This window comes from Pseudomonas sp. H1_D04 (assembly GCF_054683855.1).
Window position 1 is genome coordinate 5,056,068 of the sequence record NZ_CP162826.1, and the last position, 13,757, is coordinate 5,069,824.

Below are 13,757 nucleotides of genomic sequence, written 5' to 3' on the forward strand. Positions count from 1 at the left end.
CGTGGGCAGGAGGTTGTGAGCTTATTTCTGAGCAAACCTCTCACCACAGCGTTGTTTGCGACTGTGGAGTGGGGCTGAGCCGTATTTTGTAGTGAGCAGGCTTGCCCTGCGCTGGGCTGCGAAGCGGCCCCACTGGGAGCACCGCCTATGTACCTGATGCAGCAAGGCTAGCCATTTGGGAGCGCTTCGCACTCCGGCGCAGGGCAAGCCTGCTCACCACAGGGGTTGTGGCGCCCGTGGGCAGGAGGTTGTGAGCTTATTTCTGAGCAAACCTCTCACCACAGCGTTGTTTGCGACTGTGGAGTGGGGCTGAGCCGTATTTTGTAGTGAGCAGGCTTGCCCTGCGCTGGGCTGCGAAGCAGCCCCATCAGGAGCACCGCCTATGTACCTGATACAGCAAGGCGAGCCATTGGGGAGCGCTTCGCACTCCGGCGCAGGGCAAGCCTGCTCACCACAGAGGTTGTGGCGCCTGTGGGCAGGAGGTTGTGAGCTTATTTCTGAGCAAACCTCTCACCACAGCGTTGTTCGCGACTGTGGAGTGGGGTTGAGCCGCATTTTGTAGTGAGCAGGCTTGCCCTGCGCTGGGCTGCGAAGCGGCCGCATTAGGGGCACCGCCTATGTACCTGATACAGCAAGGCGAGCCATTGGGGAGCGCTTCGCACTCCGTCGCAGGGCAAGCCTGCTCACCACAGGGGTTGTGGCGGCCGTGGACAGGAGGATGTGAGCTTATTTTCTGAGCAAACCTCTCACCACAGGGGCGGCGTGCGCCTCTGCGGTGAGAGGCGCCCCGTATTGGTGCGTCAGCCAATCGGCCGGATGAGCGCGTTGTTCGCCCAGGCTTGGATATCCTCGATCATCTGCTGGTAGAACTGCCGATAATTCTGCTCGCTCACATAGCCTACATGGGGCGTGGCCAGCACATTGGGCAAGTGGCGGAACGGATGATCCAGCGGCAACGGCTCCTCGGCATACACATCCAGTGCAGCCCCCGCCAGGCGACCACGGCTCAATGCCTCAACCAATGCCTGCTCATCCACAATCGGCCCACGCGCGGTATTCACCAGACGCGCCGTCGGTTTCATCCAGCCCAGCGCCTCGGCATCCACCATGCCGCGGGTGCGGTCGCTGAGTACCAGGTGGATGGTCAGGATATCGGCCTGTTTGAACAGGTCTTCCTTGCTGACCCAGGTCACACCGGCTTGCGTCGCACGCTCCGGCGTGAGGTTTTCACTCCAGGCAATCACGCGCATGCCGAAGACTTGGGCAAATTGCGCGACCTTCTGGCCGATGCTGCCCAGACCAAGGATGCCCAGCGTCTTCCCGTACAGGTCGCCGCCAAGGCCAACCTGCCAGTGCCCGGCGCGCACGGAGTTGGCCTCGGCCAGCAGGTTGCGGGTGGAGGCCATGATCAACGCCCACGTCAATTCCGGCGCGGCCTGTTTATAGCTGTCGGTGCCGCAGACGTGAATGCCCAGGGCCTTGGCGGCGGGAATATCGATGGCCGCGTTGCGCATGCCGCCGGTCACCAGCAACTTGAGGTTGGGCAGCCCCTGCAACAGCGCGGCGTCGAATGGGGTGCGCTCACGCATCACGCAAATCACCTCGAACGGCTGCAGACGTTCGATCATTACGGCGGTATCGGCCGGGTAATCGTGCAGGAAGTGCACCTGGCCGACCGACTCCAGCACCGACCAATCCACCACGTCACGGGCCACATTCTGCCAATCATCAATGACTGCGATCTGTACCGACATTCACGAGTGCCTCGAAAAAGGTTGGATTAAAGCGCGTTCAAACCCTGCAACAGCGCCTGGTGAAACTTCGCCGGTTCTTCCATCTGCGGCGCGTGGCCCAGGCCGGGAAACTCCACCAGCGTTGCGTGGGGGATCAGCTTGGCCACGGTTTTGCCCAACACCGCATAGTTGCCGAGCTTAGCTTTGACCTCGGGCGGCGCGACGTCCTTGCCGATGGCGGTGTTGTCGGAGGTGCCGATCAGCAAGAGGGTAGGCATCTGCAGGTTCTTGAATTCGTAGTACACCGGCTGGGTGAGGATCATGTCGTAAATCAACGCCGAGTTCCATGCGACCCGCGTATGCCCCGGGCCGTTGCTCAGGCCGGCATACATATCCACCCACCGCTCGTATTCCGGCTTCCAGCGGCCGACGTAGTACGTGTTGAGCTGGTATTGGCGAATCCCATCGGCGCTGACTTTCAGTTCACGGGCATACCACTGGTCGACGCTGAGCGCAGGCACGCCCAGGGCTTTCCAGTCTTCCAGGCCGATGGGGTTGACCAGCGCCAACTGCTCAGTCTGCTCGGGGTACATCAGCGCGTAACGCGTGGCGAGCATGCCGCCGGTGGAGTGGCCGAGCAGGGTGACCTTTTGAATGCCGAGCTTTTCCAGCAGTTGGTGGGTGTTGAGGGCCAACTGCTGGAAGCTGTACTGGTAGTGCTCGGGTTTGCTGGAGCTGCAAAAACCGACCTGGTCCGGTGCGATCACTCGGTAACCGGCATCACTCAGGGCCATGATCGAGCTTTCCCACGTTGCACCACAGAAATTTTTGCCGTGCATCAGCACGACGGCGCGACCATTGGCGGTGCCTTTGGCCGGCACGTCCATGTAGCCCATTTGCAGGGATTCGCCTTGGGATTGGAATTGGAAATGTTCAAGGGGGTAGGGGTACTGGAAACCTTGCAGCTCGGGACCGTAGGTGGCCGCGAGCGCAGGCGCTGTGCTGGCCGTCAGCAGGCCGGCGATGCAAAAAGCGCGGAATAGAGGCATGGGCGGGGCTCCAGGAAGGGTGTCCGGATGCTCTTTGCGAGGGATTAAGTGGGGATTAACACCCATTGCAAGGTCACGGCGGCCAGCACGGCATAGCGCAGGCCTTTAGCCAGGGTCACCAGCAGCAGAAACCGCCACAAGGGCTCACGCATTACCCCGGCCACCAACGTCAGCGGGTCGCCAATGATCGGCACCCAACTGAGCAGCAGCGTCCAGTGTCCCCAGCGCTGGTAATGGGTGCGCGCTTTTTCCAGTTGCCTGTCGCTGACCGGAAACCAGCGCCGACCCTTGAAGTGCTCCACCCAGCGGCCCAGCCACCAGTTGACCAGCGACCCGAGAACATTGCCCAGGGTCGCGATACCCAGCAGCCACCACAGGCCGTAATGCCCGCTGACCAGCAGGCCCACCAGCACCGCTTCCGATTGCAATGGGAGTAAGGTCGCCGCACCAAAGGCGGCGACGAACAGCCCGAGGTAACCCATCAGCATCGATCAGTGCGCCGGGTACTCAGCCACCACGACATCGTTGCCGTCTCGGGTCAGCCCGATGACTTGATAGGCCTCGCTGCGCCCGTCCATTTCCATGCCGGGCGAACCCATCGGCATGCCCGGTGCGGCAATGCCCAGCAGGTCGTCGCGCTTGCGCAAAGCCAGCACTTGATCGGCGGGCACGTGGCCCTCGACGAATTTGCCGTCGATCACGCCGGTGTGGCAGGAGCCCAGGCGCGGGGCCACGCCCAGGCGTTGCTTGACGGCACTCATGTCGGCTTCGACATGGTCGTTGACCTTGAAGCCGTTGCTTTCCAGGTGGCTGATCCACTTTTTGCAGCAGCCGCAGTTGGCGTCACGGTGCACGTCGATGGGGATGAGGTCAGCGGCCTGGGCCAGGGTGGTGGTGAAGAGGGCTGAAAGCAGGGCCAATCGCAATGGGGTTTTCATCAGGTTTTCGTCCAAGACCAGGCAGTAAGCCGGGCATTCTCCGCGCTTTTTTGAAGGGGACGCCGTTGTAATGTTTCAAAGTTATACAAGATTGGCGTTTTCAAGGCGGTGCCTGAGCTGGTCCAGCGCAATCGCTGATAGTTCGATCATGCGTTCGTGCAGGCTGGCCAACTGCAATTCGGTTTCATAGGTCAGCACACGCTTGAACAGCGTGCCGTCGTGAAAGGGCAGCAGGAAATAGTGGATGGAACCATCGACGGCGAGGGACGTGAACACCGTCTTGAACTCGTCGGGACGACGGGCGATCTGCACGCGGTAGCTCATGGGCATGCGTACACCCAGCAGGTCGATCATTTCGGTAAAGCGTGCACCGGCGGGGAGCGATCCGGTGGTGCCGGTGTCGGCCCCGAGGGATGTGGGGTGCCATTCATGCCAGCGATCCGGTTGGGTCACGTAGTCGTAAACAGCGTCAATGGGGGCTTGGATAAAGCGTTCCTGACTGATCCGCTCCAAGCGGAACGACTGCTCGACAGCGCGCATGGCACACCTCCTGTGTGGCGGGGCTTAACACTTGGAGCTGTCAGAATAGTCCGACTCCCGCGCTTTGCACGGGAGCCTTCAGAGAATTGATCAGCGCACTTTGAAGCGGCCCATCAAGGCGATCACCCGGCCATTGGCATCCAGCAGGCTCTGGGTATTGGTTTCGGTGGCATGGCCGCTTTGTACCAACTCTTCGACCATGTGTCGGATTTGCACCATGCTGCGGTTGATCTCCTCGGTCACCGCGCTTTGCTGCTCGGCGGCTGTGGCGATCTGCGTGCTGAGGTTGTTGATATGGCTCACGGAACCCGCCATTTCATCCAGCCCGGTGTTGACTCGCGCCGTGGCATCCGCTGCCGATTGGCAGCTGGCCTGGGTATTTTCCATGGCCGCGACCGAGGAGCTCACCCCGGCAGTCAGGCGTGCCAGCATCTCGTTGATCTGCGAGGTGCTTGCCTGAGTGCGCGCAGCCAAGGCGCGCACTTCGTCGGCAACCACTGCAAAGCCTCGACCTTGCTCACCGGCCCGCGCCGCTTCAATGGCGGCGTTGAGGGCCAACAGGTTGGTCTGGCCAGCAATGGCGCCGATCACCCCGAGGGTCTCGGTGATGCGTGCGGCGTCCTGGCGCATGTTTTCCACGGTGTGGGTGGCGCTGGCAACTTCGCCGATCAAGGCGCTGACACTGGTGGATGCTTCCCCAACGACCACGCGGGAGCGATCGGCGTGCTCATTGGCGCGCTGAGTGAACGAGGCGGTTTCGGCCGCGTTTTGCGCGACGTTGTCGGCGGTGGAGCTCATCTCGGTGATGGCGGTGACGGTCTGGTCGGTTTCCGAGGCGTGACGCACCAGGATCTGGTTGGTGTGGGCCGAGGTCCGTTGCAATTGCTCAAGGCCTGACGACATCGCGCCAGTGGCCTGGGTGACTTCGCCGATCATGTTTTGCAGGTAGACGATGAAGTGGTTCACCGAGTGACCGATGGCGCCGAGTTCGTCTTCGGCGCGGATGGTGATACGTCGCGTGAGGTCGGCATCGCCAGCGGACAGCGCGTCGATATTGGTTTTGAGGATCTTCATGCGCTGCACCAGTTGGCGGATCGCATACGCCGCCAGCAGCACCAGCAGCAACACCATTGGGATTTGCAACAGCGCCAGACTGCCGAGCACGTCATCGCGCTGGGCAGTGATCAGTGAAGTGGGCAGGGCGGTGGCAAGGAACCAAGGCGTGCCTTCGATGGGGCGCAGATAGAAGGTGCTGGCCACGCCGCCATTGTCGAATTCGCTGCGTTGCAGTGCCTGGTCGCGATGGGCCAGGGCTTTGCTGACCTGGGTGGCAAATGCCGAGGTGGAGGTCAGTTCGCTGATGTTCTTCAACACCACGGGGCTGCTCAGGCGCGAGCTGTTGCTGATGATCTTGCCATCGCCCTCGACGATCAGCATTTGCCCGCCGATGTCTTTTTCCTTGCTGGCCACCAGGTCATTGAAGAAACCCAGGGTCACGTCGATGGTGGCCACGCCATAGGCGGCGCCGTCACGCTGGATCGCCATGGCGCAGTTGGTGCGCGGCTCCTGGCTGGCGTCGTCTTTGTAGGCAGCCGCCCAGGCGCATTGCCCGCGCGGCGAAGCGAGGCCGCCTTTGTACCAGCTCTGGTCGTAATAGTTGGGCGCGGGGTCGCTGTTCCAGAACGTGTTCACCGCCAGCTTGCCCGACGCATCGCGGTGCCAGAACGTGCTGTGCTTGTTGCGGCCCGGCGTGCGCTGGTTGGGCAGCGGCCAGATACCACCACCAAATACCTTCAGTTCACCATATTGGTCGACCAGGCCTGGCAGGACCTTGTCGATGGCATCGCTGTCGAGCAGTGGAATAGTTTGGGTGATGGTGCGTTGCTGGGCCTGAACCTTGTTCAGTTCGCCCTGAATTTGTTCTGCCACCTCACTGATGCGGTTGAGCACCACCTGTTCTTCGGTCTGTCGCAGCTTGGGTGCGACCAACTGGCCGATACCCACGACGGTCAACACGAATAGCACCAGGACGAACAGCACCAGAAACAGGGTATAGCGGGCTTGGATAGAGCGCATTGGGGGCATGGGGTCGTCCTTACGAAGCGTTTATTATCGACGCGGCTTTTTTAGAGCTTCGTTGGGCTATCGGCTTGGCAACGCTTAGCTTTAGGTACGCTCGTGCAAATAAAGTGAAGGGCTAAACGGTTGGGATTGGCAATTCAACTGGGAGCCCATGGACAGTTGTCTCGGTAAACCGTGCCGATAATGGGTTGAGCGGCGCGCCCCACCCGGCGCGGGGTTGCAGCGCTAGGGGTGGGCCATGCGCTGTGACCGCTAGTGTGCCGGGTGGGATTTGGGTTTACGGCTTGATGTAAATCTGTAGATCGCCGGGGATACCGCCGCTGCCGACCGGTTTGGTGGGATCCTGTGGATGGCCCAGTACTCTGGTTCCGAAGTGGTTCGTGGCGCTGGGCCTGTCAAACACACCAATGCCGATGCTGCCGGTCAACTCAGCGAGGCCGGGCACACCTTCGGAGGTGTTCATATGTGAATGCCCAACCAATGCAGCCCACTTATCAGCACCTGAGGTGGCCTGGATGGTTTCAGCGGCGTAATAGTTGAACTCTTCAAGCCGCGTGATCGACGCGGAGCCAGTAGTGGTCGGCTTCTTTAAGCCGCGTAGGTCTTTGTGGCGGGTGAGGTAGTAGTGATCAAGAGGCAAGACCTCTATGCCGTTATCCTCCAGCTTTTTGCGTAACTCTTGGAATGTCGGGCCGCTTCGAAGCTGCTTGCTTTGACCAAGGATGCCAATTCCGTCGTCGACAAGCCCTTGGGGCATATCTATCAACCCCTCGAAGTAAACTCTTTTAACGCCCTCGTTTTTTAGTGTGGCGACGTTATCGAACAGCGCCCGGAAGCTTGCCATCTGCTTGTGGGACTCTCCAAATACCACGCCTTGCGAGGCTTTCAACGCTGTTTCGATCAGGTCAGGGACAGGGACGTTGCCGGCGATGTGCGGGATGGTCGGTCGCGTCGGGAGGCCCGCCTGCTGGATGGCGTCAAAATAGTCCTTCATTTCATCTTTGAACTTTTGAATGGTCGCCATCTTGGTGTCGGGTTTGAAATGATCCGGTTCCAGTTTCCCGCGCATACTTTCTGCGTAGTCGCCGACGGGCAACGGCTTTCTGACTCGCACTGGGCGCGCGATGGAGGCCATAGGGTTGTATCGATGACGGTGTTGTGCAGGGGAAGGGGAGTGGGTATGGGGGGAGCCGGGTGCCAAGGTGTCGAGCGGGTTGAAGTCTGCCAAAGGCGTGCCGTAGGGCTTCATCGCCGCGGGGTCGTAGGCATACCGTTGTCCGTTGGACAGGATGGTGTCGGCCCGGAAGGTCTGGTCGGCGATCTTGAAGGTGCCGTGAGTAATGGGCCCATGCTCGTTGGCGATGCCCCTTGCCATATTAAAGGCCCCACTGGTTTTCTTGATGGTGTCGATGCCTTTGCCGATCAGCTTGGCGCCTCCCTGCACCAGATCACCCATCCCGCTCGCTGGGTTGAGCTCACCGATGAGCGTGGTTCCCAGAATTTTTGCCACCCGAACCGCCTTGGTTGTCGCGCTGAAGCCCTTGACCGCGACGTTCCCAATTTTCGCTGCTGCACCTGCGCCGGCAGTGACGAATCCGAAAATATCCATCCCCAGATCGACAACGCCATCCAGGACGTTGTCGTTCTTGAAGTTGACGATGGCCGATCTCAAAGGAATCAGATCGAGAAAGAAATCCGCCAGTTTCTCCTCGACGTCCATCTGTTGATCGTAGGTGGTGGTTCCCCTGGCCTGCTTGACCACGTCCTTGTTATCAATATCCAGGTGTTCGATAAACGCATCGGCAATGGATTGCGTTCGGTTGCTTGAAAAGCTGTAGGGAACGGGCAGTGGATTCCCCGCAGTGTTATTTGGCTGCCAAACGGTGTCATCGGCGTTGGTTGGGAGGAACTGCTCTATTGGATAGACGAGGTTTGACTCGCGATCACGTTCTTTGGTCAATACGGTGCCTGGGACCGTGGTGATGGAACCCTGCTTAAGGTCGATCGCGTAAACCGTTTCGCCGCTGCCCCCGGTGGCTTTAACCAGCAGTTGTTCGTTTTTCTCTACAAGGGTTCTGCCAGTGAACCCCATACCCAACTGGTACGTATTGTTTTGATAGAACTCCAGCTTCCCAAATTCCAGGTTTTGCCTGTCTGCCAGCGGGAGCTGAGCGATCAAGTGTTTGACCGTCGTACCAATGCCTTGTTTGCGTGAGTTGATTGCTTGGGAAAGTTGAGAATTAAAGACGGCGTTTACATCGAATGCCAGGGACTTACCTTCCAGTGCGTCAAGGATGCGCGGGTCTTTGGTTTCCCACGAAAACTGATCCAGCCCGCTCATGGCGATATCCAAGAGCGAATGGTGGCCTGCTGGCGCTCGATTGGGGTCGTAGAGCGGTTGCGCGTAGGGTTGGCTGGTGTCCTTGACCGTTAGCAGCTTCTCTTCAAACGGGACATCCTCGCCAAAACGTTCTTTTAGTTTAGCCAACGCGATGTCTTTACGGCTGGGCATGTCGGTTTGGATCTGGCCGGTGGCTTCTAGCCGTAAATTCGCTTGTTGATTGAAAGCGGTTTTGACCTTGTCGATGTCGGCATCGTTGTACCGATCGGCTTCGGCCTGGCTGATAACGCCGTTTACGACGCCCCAGACCCGCAGGGCCGCACTCTGCGCTTTTTGGGTGATGGACAGGTCTTGCAGGCTGGCGCCTTCAGCGGCAGACATGACCTGGGCAAAGGTCATGTTCGGCACCTTTCCCGGTGTTTGCGCTTCTATCGTCGCGGCGGCGATCGACAGGTTGAGCCACGCGGTGCTGCCATACGTCACGCTGGCCGGCAGGTCCTTGATCAGTAATTCGGGGGCTTTCCTTGCCAGAAGCACGTACGCGCCAACGTTGGCCATTGCGGCGGATGTTTTGCGTTTTTTTATCAGGTGTTGGCTCAGGCTGGTCACCACGGCCGACGCGGGTTTGCCCCAGTGGGCTTCTTGTGCGAGGTTGAAACTGGCGATTGCGCTGGGGTGGGCGTGGTTAATCGATTCTGGATCCAGCGCCAGGTTGATAGCGGTCAGCGTGTATTCGTTGACGCTGGTGTCAGTTGCAACGCCGTTCAATTTGGTCTGAATGGCTTGCCCCAGCGCCTGTGCCCGTGGGGTGGTCAGGATAGCGACCAAGGCTTTCGCCGGATCGGTGGCGGCTTCGCCGGAAGGTGGCTGGTTGCTGTTCAGGTATTCCAAAACGCCAAGGCTTACGCCTATCTGCGCTGGGTTCGGATGCTGCGCCACGTAGTGCCTCAGCGTACCAAGTAGCGCCTCTTCGTTGCGCATGCTCATTGGTATCGGCCAGGACAGCCCACCGCCTAAATTGCCCAGTGGATGCTCTAACGCCCGGTTGAACACGGCGTCTGCCAAGGCAATCAGGCCGAAATGGTTATTGGGGAGCATCAGGTTGTTGGACGTGATGTAGGCGTCGAGCGTGACGGCCGCGTCTGCTTCTATCGGGTAGGACGAACCCGGTTGAATATCCATCGGCGTCGCCTTCAACGCGGCGAGGATCGCTTGCGGTGTGGCATTCACACCTAAGCGTGTTGCCGTTTCGCTGAGTTTTTGTCCTAGGTTCCTGAGGTTCTGGTTGTCCGCCATCATCTGTTTCAAGCCAGTGCTGGCACGTGAGAGGCGGGGGGAGGACGCAGCGGTTTGGAGGTTTGCTGAAGGATTGCTGACGTGTAAACCAGGCGATTGATTATTGATAGGCGGGGGCGGTAGGTGAGGCTGAGATGGGGGTTGAGTGGGTGTGTGAACATTCAACATGGGGTGGGCACCTTTTCAGACAAGCTGTAATAAGCGTCTTTCATGAGGAGGTTCCCTTTTCCTCAGACGTCCCCGATTGGGTGTAGAAAACACCCTGCGAGGTTCCTTGCGGAAATACCGAGGTCTGTAAAATTAAGTGTTGGCAACGGCGTGAAAAGTCTTTTATGAAACCGGTAAATCAGCCCTGTGTCTCGCTGTGATGGCTCAGATTGCCGTAAGGCGTTTGCAGGTCAATCCGGCGCAGGGCGAGCCAAAGCTTTTCATCGCCTGTAATATGAGCGCCTGTCGGCCCGGCCTATGCCTGCCCCAGGGCCGGTGTTGGCAGGGAAGGCTTCAAACAATGGATACACTCTTCAAGTTCAGGAACTTGTCATGACCCAAAAGCAACGTTTGAAATATTCACTTCTGATTGCCCTGGCTGTATTGGGGACGATGTTTGGCCTGTCCTACTTGCAGAACACCGGGGTCATCAGTGAGAAAACGTTCCAGACCATCGCCATTGCCGTCGCGGTGATCGTGGTGGTGATCAACGGCGTCATGCGTCGCAAGGTCAAGCTCTGAGCGTGAAGGCATGGGCATGAAGCTCTGACTTCAGGCGCGTCCTTCGAGCACCTTGGCAGCCTCTTCGTGGAGGCTGTAACTCTTATCGGCATTGAGGGTGATCACGCCCTCGCTGCACAGGCGCTTGAGCACTTCGCGCACGCTGAGAAACGACAGCGGGATGCCAAGGTTCAGCAAGTGGCTGTGCACGCCGCGCACCCCGAGGGTGCGCTGGCTGTCGGCAGCTGTGAGCAGCGCGTCGATGACCTTCAGCCGAATCAGGCTGGTGCGCAAACCGAAACACTTAAGTAAGTGGCGAATACGCTGGTTGCCATGCTGTTCGGGCGCTTTGCCGAACACTTGCGTGCCGCCGCCAAAGTTGGCGTCGGCAACCGATGAATGTCCGTCCGTGGGCACTTGCGGGTTGTACATGCAAAAAACTCCTTATCAGAGCCTGATCAGGAAAATGATGGCGCTCTTACTAATAAGACGAACGAGCGAGCGAAATCATGAAGTGTTGGATGTAGAAATTTCGTCAGTGTCGGTTTTGTCACAACCAACGTCCTTCAGATAAAGCGGCCGCGTCGCTAAATTTCTCCCGGTTTTGTGCGTTCTTACGGTGGGGTAACTGCCCCCGGTGAGGGTGTTCAATTTGACTGTGGAGTCTGCGTGATTATTTCCAACGGGTTGTCCAGGATGGGTGTGGCAGGGCTATTGCTGGGGTTGAGCCTGGCCGCATCGGCGCGCGAGCAGGTGGCGCAGGCATCGGCAGATATCCGCCGTACCAGTTATGGGGTGCCGCATATTCGTGCCAACGATGAGCGTGGCCTGGGGTTCGGCATTGGTTATGCCTATGCCCAGGACAACCTGTGCCTGCTGGCCAATGAGGTGGTCACGGTAAATGGCGAGCGGGCAAAGTTTTTCGGCCCCGATCAGTCAACCCTGGAAGAGCGCAACAATCTGGCCAGTGATGTGTTCTTTACCTGGCTGAATACGCCAGAGACGGTGGCGGCCTTTTGGACAGCCCAGAGCCCCGAGATAAAAGACCGTATCGAAGGTTACGTCGCTGGCTACAACCGTTACTTGAAAGAGCAGGGCGCTCCCGCGCAGTGCCAGGCGGCATGGGTACGCCCGTTGGTCGCTGAAGACGTGGTGAAATTGACCCGCAGGCTGCTGGTGGAAGGCGGTGTCGGCCAATTCGCCGAAGCGCTGGTTGGCGCGGCGCCGCCTCAAGCCACTGCCAGCGTGCAGCCCAACGCCAGGGCATTTGAATTGGCTGCGGCCAACCAGCAGCGTTTCACCCTTGATCGTGGCAGCAACGCGGTGGCTGTGGGCCGTGAGCGCTCGTTCAATGGGCGTGGGATGTTGCTGGCCAACCCGCACTTTCCGTGGGTGGGTGGCATGCGCTTCTATGAGATGCACCTGACCATTCCAGGCCAATTGGACGTGATGGGCGCCGCGTTGCCGGGCTTGCCAGTGGTCAACATTGGCTTTAACCAGCATGTGGCATGGACCCATACGGTCGACACGTCCAAGCATTTCACCTTGTACCGCCTCACCCTGGATCCGAAGGACTCGACGCGCTATATGCTCGATGGCAAGTCCGTCCCCCTGGAAAAAACCTCGGTGACGGTGCAGGTCAAGCAAGCGGACGGCAGTGTTAAACCCGTGGTTCATCCGGTCTATAGCTCTCAGTTCGGCCCCGTCGTGCAATGGCCTGGCAAACTGGACTGGGACAGCCATTACGCGTTCAGCCTGCGCGACGCCAACCTTGGCAACGATCGCGTCCTGCAACAGTGGTACGCGATGAACCGCGCCGGCAGCCTCAACGAGCTGCAAACTTCGGTGCACACCCTGCAAGGCATCCCATGGGTCAACACCCTGGCCGCCGACGATCAGGGTCAGAGCCTGTACATGAATCTCTCGGTGGTGCCCAACGTCAGCGCGGCCAAGCTTGCCCAGTGCAGCGATCCACGTGCCGGCCTGCAAATGATCATGCTCGACGGCGCCCACAGCGCCTGCGCCTGGGACGTCGACCCACGCTCAGCCCAGCCCGGCATCTTTCCGGCTGACCAACTGCCGCAACTGGAGCGCACTGACTATGTGCAGCACTCCAACGATTCGGCCTGGATGGTCAACCCCAAGGCGCCGCTGGCAGGTTTCTCACCGGTGATCAGCCAGGACAACATCGGCCTGGGCCCGCGAGCGCGGTTTGCCTTGCAGCGCCTGCAATCCCTGGATAAGCAACCGATCAGCGCTGCCGACTTGCAAAACATGGTGATGGACAACGAGGTGTACCTGGCCGGCCAGGTCATGCCGGATTTGCTGGCGTTCTGCGCCAAACACCTCGGCACCGATGCGGCGGCACTGAAGCCGCTGTGCACCAGCCTCAAAGACTGGGACCGGCACGCCAACCTCGACAGCGGCCTGGGTCTGGTGCACTTCATCAACCTGGTGGAACAGCTGGAGCAAATCCCTGATGCCTGGCGCGTTGCCTTCGACCCGGCCCAACCCCTGACCACACCGCGCGGCCTGGCCATCGACCGTGCCCCGGTCGCCAAGGCCCTGCGCGAAGCCATGCTGGCCTCTGCCGCCGACGTCGCCAAGCTCGGCCTCAAGCCCGGCAGCAAATGGGGCGGTGTCCAAGTCTCCGGCCAAACCCCGATCCACGGCGGCCCACAGGAACTGGGGATCTACAACGCCATGCAAACCGTGCCCCGTGCCGATGGCAAGCGCGAAGTAGTCAGCGGCAGCAGCTACCTGCAAATCGTCACCTTCGACGACCAAGGCCCACACGCCCAGGGCGTACTGGCATTCTCCCTGTCCAGCAACCCCGCATCGAAATACGCCAAGGACCAGACCCAAGCGTTCTCCGAGAAAAAACTGCGCTCACTGCCGTTCACCGACGCCCAGATCAAGGCCGACCCGCAATACCAGTCGCAGCGCATCAAGGAGTAGGGCAGGCACGCAACCCCTTGATGCCAATGCGAAATATTTTTGAAATCAAGGGGTTGCAGGCATTGGCAAATGAGTACATAATGGCGCCCATCGAACGCAACGAAGAATTAAA

General features: G+C 59.5%; 10 protein-coding genes and 1 pseudogene. 2 read left to right on the plus strand and 9 right to left on the minus strand.

The window, feature by feature from the left end; all coding sequences use genetic code 11:
* Nucleotides 1-800 precede the first annotated feature (800 nt).
* The 8 genes and pseudogenes from AB4N82_RS23325 to AB4N82_RS23360 all read right to left on the minus strand — a co-directional run bounded on the left by AB4N82_RS23325 (nt 801) and on the right by AB4N82_RS23360 (nt 9,982).
* Nucleotides 801-1,754: a D-2-hydroxyacid dehydrogenase family protein gene (locus tag AB4N82_RS23325; protein ID WP_122765218.1), complete on the minus strand. Its 954-nt coding sequence runs from the start codon at nt 1,752-1,754 to the stop codon at nt 801-803.
* Nucleotides 1,755-1,780: 26 nt separating this feature from the next.
* Entirely contained in the window at nt 1,781-2,782 is a 1,002-nt protein-coding gene (locus AB4N82_RS23330; protein WP_122765217.1) for an alpha/beta fold hydrolase, read from the minus strand.
* Between the two features lie 44 nt (nt 2,783-2,826).
* Nucleotides 2,827-3,270 (minus strand): YqaA family protein, encoded by a 444-nt coding sequence (locus AB4N82_RS23335; RefSeq protein ID WP_122765216.1) that lies wholly within the window; start codon nt 3,268-3,270, stop codon nt 2,827-2,829.
* Between the two features lie 3 nt (nt 3,271-3,273).
* On the minus strand, nt 3,274-3,720 hold the full coding sequence (locus AB4N82_RS23340; RefSeq protein WP_122765215.1) for a DUF411 domain-containing protein: 447 nt from the start codon (nt 3,718-3,720) through the stop codon (nt 3,274-3,276).
* Nucleotides 3,721-3,801: 81 nt separating this feature from the next.
* Complete coding sequence (locus AB4N82_RS23345) at nt 3,802-4,260, minus strand: SRPBCC family protein (protein ID WP_122765214.1); 459 nt, start codon at nt 4,258-4,260, stop codon at nt 3,802-3,804.
* 90 nt (nt 4,261-4,350) lie between these two features.
* On the minus strand, nt 4,351-5,196 hold the full coding sequence (locus tag AB4N82_RS23350) for a methyl-accepting chemotaxis protein (protein WP_401381643.1): 846 nt from the start codon (nt 5,194-5,196) through the stop codon (nt 4,351-4,353).
* Nucleotides 5,197-5,211: 15 nt separating this feature from the next.
* Nucleotides 5,212-6,345: pseudogene (locus tag AB4N82_RS23355) on the minus strand (HAMP domain-containing protein); the annotation flags it as partial.
* Nucleotides 6,346-6,619: 274 nt separating this feature from the next.
* Nucleotides 6,620-9,982 (minus strand): membrane-targeted effector domain-containing toxin, encoded by a 3,363-nt coding sequence (locus tag AB4N82_RS23360; RefSeq protein ID WP_163034963.1) that lies wholly within the window; start codon nt 9,980-9,982, stop codon nt 6,620-6,622.
* Between the two features lie 537 nt (nt 9,983-10,519).
* Here AB4N82_RS23360 and AB4N82_RS23365 point away from each other — a divergent pair.
* Nucleotides 10,520-10,708, plus strand: a complete 189-nt coding sequence (locus AB4N82_RS23365; protein ID WP_032885243.1) for a hypothetical protein — start codon at nt 10,520-10,522, stop codon at nt 10,706-10,708.
* A 30-nt stretch (nt 10,709-10,738) separates the two neighbouring features.
* Here the strand turns inward: AB4N82_RS23365 and AB4N82_RS23370 are convergent, their stop codons facing one another.
* Complete coding sequence (locus tag AB4N82_RS23370) at nt 10,739-11,119, minus strand: hypothetical protein (protein WP_032885241.1); 381 nt, start codon at nt 11,117-11,119, stop codon at nt 10,739-10,741.
* A gap of 237 nt (nt 11,120-11,356) precedes the next feature.
* Between AB4N82_RS23370 and pvdQ the strand changes: the two genes are divergently transcribed.
* Entirely contained in the window at nt 11,357-13,645 is a 2,289-nt protein-coding gene (gene pvdQ / locus AB4N82_RS23375; RefSeq protein ID WP_122765212.1) for a bifunctional acylase PvdQ, read from the plus strand.
* The last annotated feature ends 112 nt before the right edge of the window (nt 13,646-13,757 follow it).

Bases quoted from the DNA above. Each gene is read 5' to 3' on its own strand.
- AB4N82_RS23325 (WP_122765218.1), bottom strand. From the start codon at position 1,754: ATGTCGGTACAGATCGCAGTCATTGATGATTGGCAGAATGTGGCCCGT.
- AB4N82_RS23330 (WP_122765217.1), bottom strand. From the start codon at position 2,782: ATGCCTCTATTCCGCGCTTTTTGCATCGCCGGCCTGCTGACGGCCAGC.
- AB4N82_RS23335 (WP_122765216.1), bottom strand. From the start codon at position 3,270: ATGCTGATGGGTTACCTCGGGCTGTTCGTCGCCGCCTTTGGTGCGGCG.
- AB4N82_RS23340 (WP_122765215.1), bottom strand. From the start codon at position 3,720: ATGAAAACCCCATTGCGATTGGCCCTGCTTTCAGCCCTCTTCACCACC.
- AB4N82_RS23345 (WP_122765214.1), bottom strand. From the start codon at position 4,260: ATGCGCGCTGTCGAGCAGTCGTTCCGCTTGGAGCGGATCAGTCAGGAA.
- AB4N82_RS23350 (WP_401381643.1), bottom strand. From the start codon at position 5,196: ATGATCGGCGAAGTCACCCAGGCCACTGGCGCGATGTCGTCAGGCCTT.
- AB4N82_RS23360 (WP_163034963.1), bottom strand. From the start codon at position 9,982: ATGATGGCGGACAACCAGAACCTCAGGAACCTAGGACAAAAACTCAGC.
- AB4N82_RS23365 (WP_032885243.1), top strand. From the start codon at position 10,520: ATGACCCAAAAGCAACGTTTGAAATATTCACTTCTGATTGCCCTGGCT.
- AB4N82_RS23370 (WP_032885241.1), bottom strand. From the start codon at position 11,119: ATGTACAACCCGCAAGTGCCCACGGACGGACATTCATCGGTTGCCGAC.